This window comes from Streptomyces sp. NPDC001732, from assembly GCF_053596315.1.
Window position 1 is genome coordinate 68373 of the sequence record NZ_JBSFFY010000034.1, and the last position, 15974, is coordinate 84346.

Genomic DNA, 15974 nt, shown 5'->3' on the forward strand with positions numbered 1-15974 from the left:
CGGACCGGCCCGGGGCGCTCAGGCCTGTGAGAGGTTTCCAGCGCCCCGGCGGCGTATCCGTGCCTCGTCCCGCTGCGCGGCCCGTGCCGCCCGCCGTGCTCTGCGCCGCTCGCGGCGCAACTGCCGTGCCGAGCTGCTCGGCACGGAAACCACGCCGTTGCGCTGGTTCCAGACCTGCCGGGTGACCCAGACGTCCAGCACCGACCAGGTCGCGACCACCGTGCTGCCCACACTGCTCAGTACCATCGGGAAGGCCAGCCAGGACCCGGCCAGCGTGCACAGGAACGCCACCATCGCCTGAATGATCGTCAGCGACATGATGAGAACCGCGCGCACGGCGGACGTACGGACCGGGTCCGGCATCCGGTACCGTCCTGCGGGCTCTTCCACCCACAGCTGCTGGCGCGGGATCCGCGCCCCGTTCGCCGCCGCCGGGCGTGCTGCCGCGGCCGGTGCCGACGGCACCGCACCCCGACGCTGTTCCGTTTCCAAGGACCCTCAACTCCCCACCGCTGTCCGACTTCAGGGTTGCTGCCCGGCATGCGCCGTTTCTACGCGGGCGGATCGGACCGTCCTGCCCTCGCCGGTTTCCCTCGGCGGGCCGGGGGATGCAACCCCCACCATGATCCCGCCTGGCGGGCACCGTCTCTCCCCGTTCTGCCCCCGCCCCGCACGGATGCCCCGTACAGAGAGACGAGTGGCCGGTCGTGAAGATTCCCCCGATCCATCATGGAGCGAATAATTCCAGCCAACTGCCCTGTCGAACATGATGAAGCACTGACGGGGCTCTTCTGCCGCTTTCGCGAATTTCATTGCCCGGAATACCAGGACAACCCGTGATCAACGCCGAAGAGCACGGCTGAAAATCGTCCGGACGTCTCTTCGAGTTGCCTCTGTGTCGGTAGTAGGCTCGCGCCGTTTGTTGACGGAACACGACCCCCGGCCCACGGGGTCGAGCTGGGGGAGTCCATGCGCTTTCGCGGAAAGTCCATCCGCAGGAAGATCGTGGCGCTGCTGCTGGTGCCACTCGTCTCCCTCACCGGGCTCTGGGGATTCGCCACCTTTCTGACGGGCCGCGAGGCCAGGCAGCTGATGAGCGCGAGCGCCATCGTGGAGAAGGTCGGCCATCCGCTGGAGGACACGGTCCGCGCCATTCAGGACGAACGCCGCCAGACTCTCGTCTTCCTCGCCGACCCCAGGGCCTCCGACGCCCTCCCGCTCCTGCAGCGGCAAAGAGCGGCCACCGACCGCGTCCTGACGGGCCTCAAGGACGGAGCCCGCCAGAAAGACATTCGCAAGGCCCTCAGTTCCGAGGACGACTCCCAGCTCGACTCCATCCTCGGCACCGTCGAGGGCCTCGGCGCACTCCGCGAATCGGTCGACGAACGCACCATCGACCGTTCCAAAGCGATGGAGTTCTACGGTCGGCTCATAGATCCCTGCTACCGCTTTCTGACCGGTCTCCGCACGATGGAGAACGTGTCGATGGACAAGCAGGTCCGCGCCCTGGCCGGCATCTCCCGCGCCCGTGAAATGCTCTCCCGCGAGGACGCACTGGTCGCCTCGTCGCTCATCGCCGGCCGACTCACCGCCCCCGAACTGCGCCAGGTCTCCGACCTCGTGGCCAATCGCGCACTGCTCTACGAGATCAATGCCGAGATGCTTCCCGCCGCGGAGCGGCAGCGCATCGAGCAGTACTGGGCGGGCCCGGACAGCGAACCGCTCAGGGCCGTGGAGAAGACCCTCGTGCAGGAAGGCCCCACCCAGGACCCGCGGGCCGTCGACGCCGAACGCTGGCAGGAAGTGGCCGCACCGGTCCTGGAGCGGCTGGCCAACGACTCCACCGAGATGAACAACCGTTTCCAGGACCGCGGCAGGCCCGCCGGGTACAACATCCTGATCAAGGCCGGCATCGCGGGCGTCCTCGGATTCCTCGCCCTGGTCGCCTCGCTGTTCGTCTCCGTGCGCATCGGCCGCGACCTCGTCCGCGACCTCTCCAGGCTCCGCAAGGACGCCCACGAGGTCTCCGGCGTGCGACTGCCGAGCGTGATGCGCCGACTGGCCTCGGGGGAACAGGTCGACGTGGAGACGGAGGCCCCGCACCTCCAGTACGAGCGGGACGAGATCGGCCAGGTCGGCCAGGCCCTCAACACCCTGCAACGAGCGGCCGTCGAGGCCGCGGTCAAACAGGCCGACATGCGACGCGGCGTGTCCGAGGTCTTCGTCAACCTCGCCCGCCGCAACCAGGTGCTGCTGCACCGCCAGCTGACGCTCCTGGACGCGATGGAGCGCCGGACCGAGAACACCGACGAACTCGCGGACCTCTTCCGCCTGGACCACCTGACCACCCGCATGCGACGCCACGCCGAGGGCCTGGTGATCCTCTCCGGCGCCGCTCCCTCCCGTCAGTGGCGCAAGCCGATCCAGCTGATGGACGTGGTGCGGGCGGCGGTCGCCGAGGTCGAGGACTACGAACGGATCGAGGTCCGCCGACTGCCGCGCATCGGCGTGGGCGGCCCCGCGGTCGCCGACCTCACCCACCTGATCGCCGAACTCCTGGAGAACGCGACCGTGTTCTCGCCCCCGCACACCGCGGTCCAGGTGCACGGCGAACGCGTCGCCAACGGCTTCACGCTGGAGATCCACGACCGTGGCCTCGGCATGCCCCCCGAAGTCCTCCTGGACGCCAATCTGAGGCTCGCCGAGACCCCCGAGTTCGAGCTCTCCGACACCGACCGGCTCGGCCTGTTCGTGGTCAGCCGCCTCGCGCAGCGCCAGAACGTCCGGGTCTCGCTGCAGCCCTCCCCGTACGGGGGCACGACCGCGGTCGTCTTCATCCCGGCGTCGCTGCTCACCGACGCCCCGGAGACCCACGGCACCGGCTTCCGCCTGGACCGCAGGGCCGAGAGGGCGATCGGCGCGGCCGGACGGACGGCAGGCGAGGCGGCCGGCGGCGACCGGGACCGCGGCGACGGCGCACCGGACCGCCGGTCCGGCCGGCCCTCCACCCTCGCCCCCGTGCCGGCGGGCCTCATGGACCCGGCCCTCCTGGACGGGCCCGTGGAACTCGAAGGCCCCGTCGGGGCACTGGACTTCGACGACGACCCCGCCCTCGATCCGCTGCTCGACCCCCTGCTGGGCGGCGCCTCCGACCTCGACGACACCGAGAGCGGGCGCGGCGGCATCTTCCGGGCCCGCGAGCTGCGACGCGAGGGCGGCCGCGACCAGCACCAGCAGGCCGCGGACCGGCCGGGGGAGGCCACAGCCGGCGCGCACCCCGGCAGGCCGGTGCCGCTGCCCCGCCGCAAGCCACCGACCCTGGTCGCCGACAACGGCCGCCGGGTCGACGAGGCGGGCCGGGCCCGTTCCGTGCCCGCCGGGCGCGGCTCCGCGGAGACCTCCGGCCTCAGGCCCCTCGACACCGCACGCTCCGAGCCGGGCTCCGAACCGCCGGACACGCGGATCACGCCGTCGGCCGCCGCCCCGTGGCACTCCGGTGCCGCCACCGAACCCCGGCAGCCCACCGGCTTCCGGAAACCCACCGAGCCCGCCACACCCGCAGGGCCCGCCTCCTCCGGGGCCCCGAGCCCCCGCGAGACCGTGGGAGGGCTGCCCCGCCGCATCCGGCAGGCCAGCCTCGCCCCGCAGCTGCGCGAGGACTCGGGCCTCCGCGACGCGGAACCGGCCCGGACGGACCCGGCCCAGGACTTCGACCGCGACGCGGACGAGGTGCGCAGCCGCATGGCTTCGCTCCAACGCGGCTGGCAGCGCGGACGTCGGCAGAACGCCGAGGACGCGTCCGGTCCCGGTGACACAGCACAAGGAACCACTCCGGGAGGGGACGGTCCATGACCGCACCGAACGCCGCTGCGCCCGATGCCGCCCGCCAGGGCTCCGGCCAGCTCAACTGGCTCCTCGACGAACTCGTCGAGCGGGTCTCCAGCATCCACAAGGCGCTGGTGCTCTCCAGCGACGGTCTCGCCACCGGCACGTCGAAGGACCTGACCCGCGAGGACAGCGAGCATCTGGCGGCCGTCGCCTCCGGATTCCACAGCCTCGCCAAGGGCGTCGGGCGGCACTTCGACGCGGGCCGGGTCCGCCAGACCGTCGTCGAACTCGACGAGGCGTTCCTCTTCGTCACCGCGGCCGGGGACGGAAGCTGCCTCGCGGTACTGGCCGACTCCGACTCCGACGTGGGCCAGGTGGCGTACGAGATGACGCTGATGGTCAAGCGCGTCGGAGCCCACCTGACCAACGCCCCCCGGACGCCCGGTTCGGCCGCCGGGGGGTGAATGGACGGTGAGCGCCGAATCCTCCAGATCTCCGGCAACGCCCACCGACCCGCAGGCATCGCACTGGTACGACGCCGAAGCGGGGCCGGTGGTACGTCCGTACGCGATGACCCGGGGTCGTACCAGCAGCGCCTCCCGCCACCGGCTCGACCTGATCGCGGTCGTCGTCCCCGAACCGGAGGCCGACGATCCGAGCAGGGACCAGACGCTCTCCCCGGAACACGTGGAGATCGTCGAGCTCTGTTCCGGCATGCCCCAGTCGATCGCCGAGCTCGCGGCCGGCCTGGACCTCCCCGTCGGGGTGGTCCGGGTGCTGGTCGGCGACCTCGTCGAGGACGAACTGGTGCATGTGACCCGTCCCGTTCCGCCGGCCGAGCTGCCGGACGTGAACATTCTTCGCGAGGTGATCAATGGCCTTCGGGCGCTCTAGCCGCAAGAAGCGGCCCGTGGAGCCCGTTACCCTGAAAATCCTGGTGGCGGGCGGCTTCGGAGTGGGCAAGACGACCCTGGTCGGCGCGGTCAGCGAGATCAGGCCGCTGCGCACGGAGGAGAGGCTGAGCGAGGCGGGCCGTCCGGTGGACGACCTGGCCGGGGTGGAGGCGAAGACCACCACCACGGTGGCCATGGACTTCGGCCGGATCACCCTCCGCGAGGACCTGGTGCTCTACCTCTTCGGCACGCCGGGGCAGGACCGCTTCTGGTTCCTGTGGGACGAACTGGCCCAGGGCGCGCTTGGCGCGGTCGTGCTCGCGGACACCCGGCGCCTGGAGGACTGCTTCGCGGCGGTCGACTACTTCGAACGCCGAGCCATCCCGTTCGCCGTGGCGGTGAACTGCTTCGAGGGGGCCGAGCGCTTCCCCACCGGGACGGTGCAGGCCGCGCTGGACCTGGACCCCGAGGTGCCCGTGCTCATGTGCGACGCACGCGACCGCTCCTCCGTGCGGGAGGTCCTGGCCACGGTGGTCGAGCACGCCGTGGCCCGCGTGGAACGCGTCCGCGAACCCGCCACGACGTAGCGCCCCGCGTCCGGTTCACGACGTGTGACCCGTACCCCGCCGCCCGGGGCCGGGGCCACACGCCGTCCGGTACCCGTGCAAGGAGCTTTCCCCCAAGGAGCTTTCCCCCAAGGAGCTTTCTCCGCCGCGACGGACCGTCGAGGCTGCTGAGGGCCGGTACGCCCGGACCGCGCACGGCGGCGTTCCGGGCGGCGGTCCACGCTGCGGGGGAGTCCCGGCGGACCCGCGCGGGACGAGCCGGACGCGCGGACCGCCGCCCGGAACGGCGTCAGCGGTGCTCGGCGAGCCACTTGGCCGCGGTCTCCGCCAGTTCCCGGTCGCGTCCCGCCAGCATCATCCGGATCATCTGCGCGTCGCCGCGCAGCGACCAGGCCGGATGCCCGAAGGTGGCCGGGTTGTTCTTCTCGATCAGGAAGTGCGCGGGCCAGGCCGTCCCGTAACCGATCAGCGGCAACGCGGCCAGATACCTCCTGCGCCCCCGCGCGAGGCCGTAGGCGCTGATCGCGAGACCGGTCAGGGTGCCCGTCAGATGGACCCACCGGGTCGCCGCCCTGGAGTGCATCGCCACGTAGTAGGGCCAGAACTCTTCGTAGGAATCGAACGTCTGCTGTGACATACGGGCACCGTAATGGCCCGAACGGCAACCGGAAACGGTCGGTTCGCGTCGAAGTCGGGAGAAGTGGGCGGCCGGAATCCGCGGGGGTGTTCCCGGCCGCCCCTTCCGTGCCGTGGCCTCAGTGCCCCGCCACGGACCTCCTGGCCACCGGGAAGTCGAAGTAGGTGTCCGGGAACGTCTCGGGCTTGAAGGTGTAGTGCCACCACTCCTCGGCCAGATTGACGAAGCCGACGTCGGCGAGCGTCTTCTTCAGGAACTGCCGGTGAGCGCGCTGCTCCCCCCGGACGCGCGGATCGTCGGTGTGGGAGAGCGTGTCGAAGCAGTCGAACGCCGTGCCCATGTCCACGGAGTTGTCCGGGAAACGCTCGGCCGCGGGCGCGTAACAGGGCACCTGCTCCTGGCCGGGCGGGTCCGCCGGGGCCGGTGCGGCGGGCAGTTTCACCAGCGTCAGGTCCACCGTGCTGCCCCGGCTGTGCCCGGACTTCTCCGCGATGTAACCGTCCGCGAACAGCCGCGTCTTGTCGACCCGGGGATAGAACTCGCCCTTCATGGCCTCGTCGTCGAGGTCCTTCGCCCACCGCACGAAGTGGTCGACCGCCCGCTGCGGCCGGTAGCAGTCGTACACCTTCAGCGAGTAGCCCTGACGCAGCAGCCGGGTCTGCGCGCGGTGCAGGGCACGGGCGGCGGGCCGGGTCAGGATGCAGAGCGGCTGGCGGTAGCCGTCCACCGGAACGCCCATGAAGTTGTGCGCGGTGGGGTAGCGCATCTCCTGGATGATCGTCGGATCCACCGAGCGCAGCGCGACGAACTCCTCGGGCGCCTTCGGCTCGGGCTTCGCCCCGGCCACGGGAGCGGTGGCGACGAGGGCGAGCAGAGTGGCGGCGGAGGTCGCCAGGACACGGGAAGCGGAAGCAAGAGCTGTCATGAGCACATAATCCCGGAGTGCGGGGGAGCGCGCCCGGCGATCGGATACAGTCCGCGCGTGTCCGCACCCACGAGCAACTCCCGAGAACCGGCCGAGAACTCCCACTGCGGCAGCTGCGGAGCACCGTACGCCGCGGCCGTCGGCTGGCCCCGCACCTGCACCGCCTGCGGCAGCACCGCCTACCGCAATCCGCTGCCGGTCGCCGTGGCCCTGCTCCCCGTCACCGACCCGGACGGCACCGGCCTCGTCGTCATCACCCGCACCGTCCCGCCCCACCGCGGCGGCCTCGCCCTCCCCGGCGGCTTCATCGACCACGACGAGGACTGGAAGCACGCCGTCGTCCGGGAACTGCGCGAGGAGACCGGGATCGAGGCCGGCGAACAGGACGTCCGCCTCGCCGACGCCCTCAGCTCCCCGGCCGGTCACCTGCTCCTCTTCGGCCTCCTCCCGCCGCGCCCCGCGGCCGACCTCCCGGCCTCCGCACCCACCGACGAGACCGCCGGATTCCGGCTGCTGCGCGCACCCGCCGAACTCGCCTTCCCCCTGCACACCCGGGCCGTCCGCACCTGGTTCGAAGGCGGCTACCGCTGACCCGCCGCCCGGACGTCCTGCAACCCGGGCACCCGCCCCGGACGTCCTGGCACCGTGCACCCGCCCCGGGCGCCCGGCGAGCCCGCACATCCGCCCCGATCCCCCTACAGCCCGCGCACCCGCACCGGGAGATCCACCGGCCCCTCCTCGCCCTCCCGCCCCACCAGCACCCGCCCGTCCACCCACCGCGACGTGTACCGCTCGACCTCCGCCCGCTCCCAGCCGTCCCCCGCGTCCCGGACCACCGGACCGCCCCCGGTGCGCCCCGCCACCGGAGCCCACGCCTCCAGCTCCAGACCCCCGGCCGCGCCCCGCACCGGCAGCACCGAACCCGCCCGCGCCAGCACCGGCACCCGGGACAGCGGCGCGTCGAGCAACACCTGGCCCGGCCCCTCGTGCACCTCACCCGTCGCCGTGTCGTACCAGTGCCCCCGCGGCAACCGCACCCCCCGCCGGTCCGCCCCGGGCTCCAGCACCGGCGCAACCAGCAGACAGTCACCCAGCAAAAACGCGTCCTCGCACTCCCGCAGCGCCCGGTCCCCCGGCGCACGCCACCACAGCGGCCGCACGTACGGGGCACCGGTCAGCCGGGCCAGGTGCGCCAGCGTCACGAAGTACGGGCGCAGCCGCTCCCGCTCCTCCAGCGCGGCCCGCGCGTGTCCGAGCACCTGCGGTCCGAACTCCCACGGCTCGCGCCGGCCCGCGTCGATCGCGGCATGAGTACGGAACAACGGCAGATACGCACCCAGCTGGAACCACCGCAGATACAGCTCCGGCGACGGCGACCCGTCGAAACCGCCCACATCGGGCCCCGAGTACGGCACCCCGCACAACCCCAGCCCCAGGACCAGCGCCAGCGAGGCCCGCAGCCCCGGCCACCCGGTCTCCACGTCCCCGGACCAGGTGCCCCCGTACCGTTGCATCCCCGCCCAGCCGGAGCGCGAGAACAGGAACGGCCGCTCCTCGGGCCGCAGCCGGCGCAGCCCCTCGTACCCGGCACGCGCCATCGCGAGCCCGTACACGTTGTGGGCCTCGCGGTGATCGCCCCCGCGGCCCTCCAGACAGTGCCGAGCCGACCGGGGCAGCGTCGGCTCCCCGAACGCGGCGAACGACACCGGCTCGTTCATGTCGTGCCACACCCCCGAGAACCCCTGCGCCAGCCGCTCCTCGTACAGACCGCCCCACCACTCCCGCACCCGCGGATCGGTGAAGTCCGGATACACGCACTCACCGGGCCACATCTCCCCGCGCACCATCCGCCCCCGCGCGTCCCGGACGAAGGCCCCGCCGCCCCCGACCGCCGCCCCCGAGTCGAACACCGCGTCGCCCGTCTCCGCCCGCACCGCCGGGTCGACGATCGACACCAGCCGCACCCCGTCCTCCCGAAGCTCCTTCGCCAGCCCCGGCAGATCGGGGAAGCGCCGGTGGTCGACGGTGAACACCCGGTGCGCGTCGTAGTGGTCGATGTCCAGATGCAGCACGGACAGGGGCAGCCCCCGCTCCCGGTACCCGGCGACGACCCGCCGCACCTCCCGCTCGCTCCCGAACCCCCACCGGGCGTGCTGCGGCCCCAGCGCCCAGGACGGCGGCAGCGCCGGAGCACCCGTGAGCCCCGTCCAGCCCTGCAGCACCCGGGCCGGCGTCCCCGCCATCACCCAGCAGCGCAACGGCCCCCCGTCCATCCGCACCTCGCACGTCCCCGGACGGTCGTGGCCCGATCCCGCGCCCTCCTCGCCCTCGCGCAGCGTCACCCGCCCCGACCAGGTGTTGTCGTGGAACACCAGATGCGTCCCCGCGTCGGAGACCACGAACTGCACCGGCATCGTCAGATACAGCGGATCGTCGCCCGGCCCGAAGCGCCCGCCCGGATCGGTGTTCCACAGGCCGTACACGCCGTCCCGCAGCCGCGGCCCCGACGCCCGGCCGCCCAGCCCGAAGAACCGGGCGTCCGCCGGAACCAGGGAACGCTGCACCCACCTCGCCCCCACCGCGCCGCCGTCCCCCGCACGCTCCCGCGCACCCCCGCTCGCCACCGGCTCCCACCAGCGCGGCGGCGACTCGCGCCGGAGCACCACCCCGCCGGGAGTGCGCAGCTCCACGGCCCCGTGCCGCGACACCGCGACGGTCAGCCGCTCCGAAACCACCTGCCAGCCACCGTCCTTGTCCGGCTCCAGCTCGGCCCGCGGGTCCACCTCGGGCACCGCACCGGCCAGCGCGTACGACGGCGAGGGCTCCGCGCCGTCCCAGCCCAGGAACACCGCGCCGCCCACCGCCACCCGCACCCGCAGCTCCGAACGCGTGAACCGCACCACGCCCCCGCCCGGTTCCGGCTCCGCCCCCACCACCGGACCGGGCACCCGAGCCCGCTCCGCACCGCGGGCCGGCAGCGCCCGCGCGTCCGCACGGCGGCGCCGCCAGGAGGAGCGCACCGTGCGCAGCCCCCGCACCGAACCGACCAACTTCACCGAACGCACCAGGCCACGACCATCCATGCGGCTCACCCTGCCATCCGGCGGGGCGGGCGCGGGCTCCGTTCAACTTCCGTTCACCCACGGTCGCACGACATGTCCCCACCCCGGCCGCGCCGGGGAACCCTGGTGCGAAAGACGATCACATGGCATCGTCCGTGAAAGCCGCCACGCGCACACCCCGGCACGTGTGCGCGCCACCCACGCCCACCCCGCGTACGCCGTAACAGCCAGGGAGCCGCCCCATGACCGCAGCAGCCAACGAAGCCCCCCTCTGGCAGCCGGGCCCCGACCGCGTCGAGGCCGCCGCAGTCACCCGATTCCAGCGATGGGCGGCCGAGCACCACGGAGCACCGGCCGAGGGCGGTTACCCGGCTCTGCACCAGTGGTCCGTGGACGAGCTCGACACCTTCTGGAAGGCCGTCGCCGACTGGTTCGACGTGCGCTTCTCCACCCCGTACGAGACCGTCATCGGCGACCGCGCCATGCCCGGCGCCCAGTGGTTCCCCGGGGCCACCCTCAACTACGCCGAACACGCGCTGCGCACCGCCGAGGATCCCCTGCGCGCGGACACCCCCGCCCTGCTCCACGTCGACGAGACCCACACCCAGGTCCCCCTCTCCTGGTCGGAGCTCCGCCGCCGGGTCGGCTCGCTCGCCGCCGAACTCCGCGCCCTCGGCGTCACCCCCGGCGACCGCGTCAGCGGTTATCTCCCCAACATCCCCGAGGCCGTCGTCGCCTTCCTCGCCACCGCCGCCGTCGGCGGCGTCTGGACCTCCTGCGCCCCCGACTTCGGCGCCCGCAGCGTCCTCGACCGCTTCCAGCAGGTCGAACCCGTCGTCCTGTTCACCGTCGACGGCTACCGCTACGGAGGCAAGGAACACCACCGCGCCGACACCGTCGCCGAGCTGCGCCGCGAACTGCCCACCCTGCGTGCCGTCGTCCACATCCCGCTGCTGGGCACCGAGGCCCCGGAGGGCGCCCTCGACTGGTCCGCCCTCATCGCCGCGGACACCGAGCCCGTCTTCGAGCAGGTGCCGTTCGACCACCCGCTGTGGGTGCTCTACTCCTCCGGTACCACCGGGCTCCCCAAGGCGATCGTCCAGTCCCAGGGCGGCATCCTGCTCGAACACTTCAAGCAGCTCGGCCTGCACTGCGACCTCGGCCCCGACGACCGTTTCTTCTGGTACACCTCCACCGGCTGGATGATGTGGAACTTCCTCGTCTCCGGCCTGCTCACCGGAACCACGGTCGTGCTGTACGACGGAAGCCCCGGCCACCCGGACGTCAGCGCCCAGTGGCGGGTGGCCGAGCAGACCGGGGCGACCCTCTTCGGCACCTCGGCCGCCTACGTCATGGCCTGCCGCAAGGCGGGCATCCACCCGGGACGCGACTTCGACCTCTCCCGCGTCCAGTGCGTCGCCACCACCGGCTCCCCCCTCCCGCCCGACGGCTTCCGCTGGCTGCACGACGAGGTGGACGACGACCTGTGGATCGCCTCCGTCAGCGGCGGCACGGACGTCTGCAGCTGCTTCGCCGGCGCGGTCCCCACCCTCCCCGTCCACATCGGCGAACTCCAGGCCCCCTGCCTCGGCACCGACCTCCGGTCCTGGGACCCGGCGGGCGAACCGCTCGTCGGCGAGGTCGGCGAACTGGTCGTCACCGCGCCCATGCCCTCCATGCCGATCCATTTCTGGAACGACCCCGACGGCAGCCGCTACCACGACAGTTACTTCGACATGTACCCCGGCGTCTGGCGCCACGGGGACTGGATCACGATCACCGACCGCGGCTCGGTCGTCATCCACGGCCGCTCCGACTCCACCCTCAACCGCCAGGGCGTACGGATGGGCTCCGCGGACATCTACGAGGCCGTCGAACGGCTCCCCGAGATCCGCGAGTCCCTCGTCATCGGCCTCGAAGAACCCGACGGGGGGTACTGGATGCCGCTCTTCGTCCACCTCGCCGAGGGCGCGCGGCTCGACGACGCGCTGCGCGACAGCATCAAGCGGACCATCCGGGAGAACCTCTCGCCGCGCCACGTCCCCGACGAGGTCATCGAGGTCCCCGGCATTCCGCACACCCTCACCGGCAAGCGCATCGAGGTTCCGGTCAAACGCCTCCTGCAGGGAACGGCCCTGGCCAAGGCGGTCAACCCCGGCTCGATCGACAACATCGAGCTCCTCCACTTCTACGAGGACCTCGCCCGCAAGCGTCACTGACCGTCCGCATTGTCAGTACCTGTGATTACTCTGAGTGAGCAATGTTCGACAGTGCACTGGGGGACCGTCATGGCGCACACCAGGAACACCGAAAACAGCAAGCACACCGGAAACAACGAGCACACCGGAGACGGCAGGTACGGCCGGAGGGCCGGCCCTCGCAGGTCCGGGGCATCCATGCGACGCGCGCTGCGCCGCGAAGCACCCAGCACCATCGGCCTCCTGGCCGACGAGCAGGACTTCGCGGCGATGCGGCGCTACCGCACCTTCGCCTTCGACGACCACACGGTCTACCTCCAGCAGGTCGAGCGCCTGCTGAAGTCCCTGTCCGCCCAGGGCGTGCACGCCACGGTGGCGCTCTTCGACCCCGAGGAGTACGCGGAGTTCTGCGCCGAGTCGGGACTCGCCCCCGACACCCCGGCCAGCCGCAGCCGCTTCACCGCCGAGATCGCGGCGGCCGGAGCCACCGTCGCCTACACCGGACAACCCCTCGACACCCTGGTCCCGCTCCTGGTCGGCCGAGCCGTCCGCCGGGCCACCTGGGAGTACGCCACGATGCTCCTGGCGGGCCTCGGCGAATGTGCCGACTGTGGCCAGGACATCGGCCGCGCTGCCTTCGACCGGGCCTCCCACCTCCTGCTCCGCATGCTGGAGACGGCCGGTCCGGGCGCCCACCACCTGGTCTGCAGCACCCCCACCGACAACGAGAACCTGCTCGCCGTCCTGCACACCGAGCGTGACGACACCACAAGCCCCGTCCGGCTCGAATCGGACGAGGGGGCCGAGTTCGTCACGGTGCTCGCCGTCGGCATCGCCCTCGAAAAACCCGGCGGAGTCGTACTCCGTACGACCAGGCCCGGCGCCCAGGACCGCGTCCACGGCTGGCGCCTGTCGCGCGGCAGCCTGCTGCCGCTCAGCGCCGGCCAGGTCTTCAGCGCCTACTGCACCGACGCCGAGACCGGAGAACCGGTCGCCCCGGAATCACACGTGGAATACTGCGCCGGCTTCGACCTCGGCGCGGACGAGCCGGAGTCGCACCACTGACGGCACCGACGGCCGAAGGGGCTCCCCGCCCTCGGCGGGGAGCCCCTTCACGACCCGATGCCGCGGCGGCTACTCGCCCGACAGCACCGCCTGGGCCGCCACTCGCGCCTCTTCGGCGGAGTCCGCCGCACGCGCGGCGGACGCGGCACGCTCGCACTGCGCGAGCGTGTACTTCGCCAGCGCGGCGCGGACATAAGGAATGGATGCGGCACCCATCGACAGCGACGTCACGCCCAACCCCGTCAGAACACAGGCGAGCAGCGGATCGGAGGCGGCCTCACCACAGACACCACAGCTCTTGCCCTCGGCCCTGGCGGCCTCCGCCGAGAGCGCCACCAGGTCGAGCAGTGCGGGCTGCCACGGGTCCTGCAGCCGGGACACCGCACCCACCTGCCGGTCCGCGGCGAAGGTGTACTGCGCCAGGTCATTGGTGCCCAGCGAGAGGAACTCCACTTCCCGCAGGATCGAACGGGCCCGCAGTGCGGCGGACGGAATCTCCACCATCGCACCGAACTTCGCCCGCAGCCCGGCCTCGCGGCAGGCGTCGGCGAAGGACTTCGCGTCCGCACGGTCCGCCACCATGGGCGCCATGACCTCGAGATGGACGGGCAGCCCCTCGGCCGCCTTCGACAACGCGGTCAGCTGCGTACGCAGCACCTCCGGGTGGTCCAGCAGACTGCGCAGCCCGCGCACACCCAGCGCCGGGTTCGGCTCGTCGGCCGGTGTCAGGAAGTCCAGCGGCTTGTCGGCCCCGGCATCCAGCACCCGCACGACGACCCGCCCCTCGGGGAACGCCTCGAGCACGGCCCGGTACGCGGCGACCTGCTTCTCCTCGGACGGCGCCCGCTTGCTGTCGTCCAGGAACAGGAACTCCGTACGGAACAGTCCCACGCCCTCCGCACCGGCCTCGACCGCCGCCGGTACGTCGCCGGGCCCGCCGACATTGGCGAGCAGCGGGATCTTGTGACCGTCGGAGGTCGTGCCGGGGCCGGTGGAGGCCGACAGCGCGGCCTTGCGCGCGGCGGCGGCCTGCTCCATCTCGGCACGCTTCTCGATGCTCGGGTCGACGAAGATCTCGCCCGTGCTGCCGTCCACGGCGATGACGGTGCCCTCGGCCAGCTCACCGGCACCGGGCAGCGCCACCACGGCGGGCACTCCGAGCGCCCGCGCCAGAATCGCGCTGTGGCTGGTCGGCCCGCCCTCCTCGGTCACGAAACCGAGCACCAGGGTCGGGTCGAGCAGTGCCGTGTCGGCGGGCGCCAGGTCCCGCGCGATGAGCACATAGGGCTCGTCGCTGTCCGGCACGCCGGGCATCGGCACACCGAGCAGACGGGCCACGATCCGGTTGCGCACGTCGTCGAGGTCGGCGACGCGTCCCGCCAGGTACTCCCCGGCGTTGGCGAGCAGCGCCCGGTAGGCGGCGAACGCGTCGTAGACGCCGCGCTCAGCGGTGCTGCCGACGGCGATGCGCCGTTCGACATCGGCCATCAGCTCCGGGTCCTGGGCCATCATGGCCTGGGCCTCCAGCACGTGCTGGGCCTCGCCGCCGGCCAGGTTGCCGCGCGCCGTCAGATCGGCCGCCACCGCTTCCACGGCCTGCCGGGCGCGCCCCTGTTCGCGCTCGGCCTCCTCGGCGGGGATCTGCTTGGCCGGCGGTTCGAGCACCGCCGTACCCATGTGACGCACTTCGCCGATCGCCACTCCGTGGCTCACACCGACGCCTCGCAGCGTTGTCTCCATTTCACCCGTCTCCGGTTGTGCGGCGGCCCGTGCTGCCGCGGTGGATATCCAGTCGGCCGTCATCGCGCAGAGTCCGTCACTGCCAACCGAACAGGGTGTCGCCGGTCTTCACGTCGCCGTCCTCACGGACCTCGGAGAGGGAGTCGGTGGTGGCCTCCAGTGCCACGACCGGGCACACGGGCGACTTGCCGGCCGCCTCGACGCCCGCGGGGTCCCAGCGCACGATGCCCTGACCCCGCGTGACGGTGTCCCCCTTGTTCACAAGCAGTTCGAAGCCTTCGCCGTTGAGCTGAACGGTGTCGATGCCCAGGTGCGTGAGCACCCCGTGCCCGCGCTCGTCCACGACGACGAATGCGTGCGGGTGCAGGGAGACGATCACGCCGTTGACCGGCGACACAGCCTCGGACGGCTCACGCACGGGGTCGATGGCGGTACCGGGGCCCACCATCGCGCCGGAGAAGACGGGGTCAGGTACCGCGGCGAGCCCGATGGCACGTCCGGCAAGAGGGGACGTCACAGTGGTCATAGGGGCCTCCCAGGGGTGGAGCTCGATCTGCGCCGACGCAGCTGTGGGCGAGGGCGTGCTGTTCAGCAGCGTAAGTCATAAGAAGTTCCGGTTCCGCCCAAGTCATGGCGGTTCGCGGCCTTAGAGACGTACCGGAAACGATTTGCCTCGACTACCGGCGGCCTGTACTGTCGTACTCCTGCCTGACCACAACGCGACTTTGAGTCGTGGGTCGGCGGCGACTTTTAAGCCCTTACTCTAACCACGACTCGGCACCTGCATGCCTGCAGGGGTTGGTCAAGGGAATGGAAAATGGCTGGTAGAGTCTGAAATCCGCCGAAAGGCAAAAGACCACTTCGACGGTCGCTGGAATTCGAAATCCGGTCCGGAAACGGGACGGGAAAAGGTTCTGGTAGAGTCGGAACCGCCGGAAAGGGAAACGCGGAAGCGCGGAACCCGGAGGCGGATCCCGGTCCGGCCGGGAATCGGGCCCGGAAGGGTCTGATAGAGTCGGAAACGCAAGACCGGAGGGAAAAGCCCGGAGGAAAGCCCGCG

13 protein-coding genes are annotated in these 15974 nt (G+C 71.9%); 7 read left to right on the forward strand and 6 right to left on the reverse strand.

Going from position 1 to position 15974, the window contains the following annotated elements; all coding sequences use genetic code 11:
• Positions 1–18 precede the first annotated feature (18 nt).
• The gene (locus tag ACWCXX_RS26870) at positions 19–492 is read right to left on the reverse strand and encodes a hypothetical protein (RefSeq protein WP_451131508.1); all 474 of its coding nucleotides are present in this window, start codon (positions 490–492) and stop codon (positions 19–21) included.
• 477 nt (positions 493–969) lie between these two features.
• On the opposite strand from ACWCXX_RS26870, the gene ACWCXX_RS26875 reads away from it, so the two are divergent.
• From ACWCXX_RS26875 to ACWCXX_RS26890, 4 genes are read left to right on the forward strand one after another with little or no spacing between them, the layout of a single operon-like run.
• The gene (locus ACWCXX_RS26875; RefSeq protein ID WP_451131510.1) at positions 970–3852 is read left to right on the forward strand and encodes a nitrate- and nitrite sensing domain-containing protein; all 2883 of its coding nucleotides are present in this window, start codon (positions 970–972) and stop codon (positions 3850–3852) included.
• A complete protein-coding gene (locus ACWCXX_RS26880) occupies positions 3849–4292 on the forward strand; it encodes a roadblock/LC7 domain-containing protein (protein ID WP_451131512.1) in 444 nt (147 codons plus the stop codon). Before ACWCXX_RS26875 ends, ACWCXX_RS26880 begins: the two co-directional genes overlap by 4 nt.
• A gap of 7 nt (positions 4293–4299) precedes the next feature.
• Positions 4300–4722, forward strand: coding sequence for a DUF742 domain-containing protein (locus ACWCXX_RS26885; RefSeq protein WP_451131514.1), 423 nt, complete (start codon positions 4300–4302; stop codon positions 4720–4722).
• Positions 4703–5308, forward strand: coding sequence for a GTP-binding protein (locus ACWCXX_RS26890; RefSeq protein WP_451131516.1), 606 nt, complete (start codon positions 4703–4705; stop codon positions 5306–5308). The genes ACWCXX_RS26885 and ACWCXX_RS26890 overlap by 20 nt, the downstream gene beginning before the upstream one ends.
• A gap of 268 nt (positions 5309–5576) precedes the next feature.
• Here ACWCXX_RS26890 and ACWCXX_RS26895 read toward each other — a convergent pair whose 3' ends face one another.
• The gene (locus ACWCXX_RS26895) at positions 5577–5924 is read right to left on the reverse strand and encodes an Mpo1-like protein (RefSeq protein WP_451131518.1); all 348 of its coding nucleotides are present in this window, start codon (positions 5922–5924) and stop codon (positions 5577–5579) included.
• A gap of 118 nt (positions 5925–6042) precedes the next feature.
• Positions 6043–6849 (reverse strand): M15 family metallopeptidase, encoded by an 807-nt coding sequence (locus ACWCXX_RS26900; RefSeq protein WP_451131520.1) that lies wholly within the window; start codon positions 6847–6849, stop codon positions 6043–6045.
• Between the two features lie 57 nt (positions 6850–6906).
• Between ACWCXX_RS26900 and ACWCXX_RS26905 the strand changes: the two genes are divergently transcribed.
• Entirely contained in the window at positions 6907–7440 is a 534-nt protein-coding gene (locus ACWCXX_RS26905; RefSeq protein ID WP_451131522.1) for an NUDIX domain-containing protein, read from the forward strand.
• 104 nt (positions 7441–7544) lie between these two features.
• Here ACWCXX_RS26905 and ACWCXX_RS26910 read toward each other — a convergent pair whose 3' ends face one another.
• Complete coding sequence (locus tag ACWCXX_RS26910; protein ID WP_451131524.1) at positions 7545–9932, reverse strand: glycoside hydrolase family 31 protein; 2388 nt, start codon at positions 9930–9932, stop codon at positions 7545–7547.
• A 221-nt stretch (positions 9933–10153) separates the two neighbouring features.
• Between ACWCXX_RS26910 and ACWCXX_RS26915 the strand changes: the two genes are divergently transcribed.
• Together ACWCXX_RS26915 and ACWCXX_RS26920 are read left to right on the forward strand one after the other, a co-directional pair.
• Positions 10154–12130, forward strand: coding sequence for an acetoacetate--CoA ligase (locus ACWCXX_RS26915; protein WP_451131526.1), 1977 nt, complete (start codon positions 10154–10156; stop codon positions 12128–12130).
• Positions 12131–12307: 177 nt separating this feature from the next.
• Positions 12308–13174 carry a hypothetical protein gene (locus ACWCXX_RS26920; RefSeq protein WP_451131528.1) on the forward strand — a complete coding sequence of 289 codons (867 nt, stop codon included), beginning with the start codon at positions 12308–12310 and terminating at the stop codon, positions 13172–13174.
• 69 nt (positions 13175–13243) lie between these two features.
• Here ACWCXX_RS26920 and ptsP read toward each other — a convergent pair whose 3' ends face one another.
• Both ptsP and ACWCXX_RS26930 read right to left on the reverse strand, forming a co-directional pair.
• Positions 13244–14914 carry a phosphoenolpyruvate--protein phosphotransferase gene (gene ptsP, locus ACWCXX_RS26925; RefSeq protein ID WP_451131530.1) on the reverse strand — a complete coding sequence of 557 codons (1671 nt, stop codon included), beginning with the start codon at positions 14912–14914 and terminating at the stop codon, positions 13244–13246.
• 76 nt (positions 14915–14990) lie between these two features.
• Positions 14991–15440 (reverse strand): PTS sugar transporter subunit IIA, encoded by a 450-nt coding sequence (locus ACWCXX_RS26930; RefSeq protein WP_451131532.1) that lies wholly within the window; start codon positions 15438–15440, stop codon positions 14991–14993.
• Between the last annotated feature and the right edge of the window lie 534 nt (positions 15441–15974).

Excerpts from the sequence above, each read along its gene's own strand:
- ACWCXX_RS26880 (WP_451131512.1), top strand. The coding sequence starts at position 3,849 with ATGACCGCACCGAACGCCGCTGCGCCCGATGCCGCCCGCCAGGGCTCC.
- ACWCXX_RS26895 (WP_451131518.1), bottom strand. The coding sequence starts at position 5,924 with ATGTCACAGCAGACGTTCGATTCCTACGAAGAGTTCTGGCCCTACTAC.
- ACWCXX_RS26900 (WP_451131520.1), bottom strand. The coding sequence starts at position 6,849 with ATGACAGCTCTTGCTTCCGCTTCCCGTGTCCTGGCGACCTCCGCCGCC.
- ACWCXX_RS26890 (WP_451131516.1), top strand. The coding sequence starts at position 4,703 with ATGGCCTTCGGGCGCTCTAGCCGCAAGAAGCGGCCCGTGGAGCCCGTT.
- ACWCXX_RS26910 (WP_451131524.1), bottom strand. The coding sequence starts at position 9,932 with ATGGATGGTCGTGGCCTGGTGCGTTCGGTGAAGTTGGTCGGTTCGGTG.
- ACWCXX_RS26920 (WP_451131528.1), top strand. The coding sequence starts at position 12,308 with ATGCGACGCGCGCTGCGCCGCGAAGCACCCAGCACCATCGGCCTCCTG.
- ACWCXX_RS26915 (WP_451131526.1), top strand. The coding sequence starts at position 10,154 with ATGACCGCAGCAGCCAACGAAGCCCCCCTCTGGCAGCCGGGCCCCGAC.
- ACWCXX_RS26875 (WP_451131510.1), top strand. The coding sequence starts at position 970 with ATGCGCTTTCGCGGAAAGTCCATCCGCAGGAAGATCGTGGCGCTGCTG.
- ACWCXX_RS26930 (WP_451131532.1), bottom strand. The coding sequence starts at position 15,440 with ATGACCACTGTGACGTCCCCTCTTGCCGGACGTGCCATCGGGCTCGCC.
- ptsP (WP_451131530.1), bottom strand. The coding sequence starts at position 14,914 with ATGGAGACAACGCTGCGAGGCGTCGGTGTGAGCCACGGAGTGGCGATC.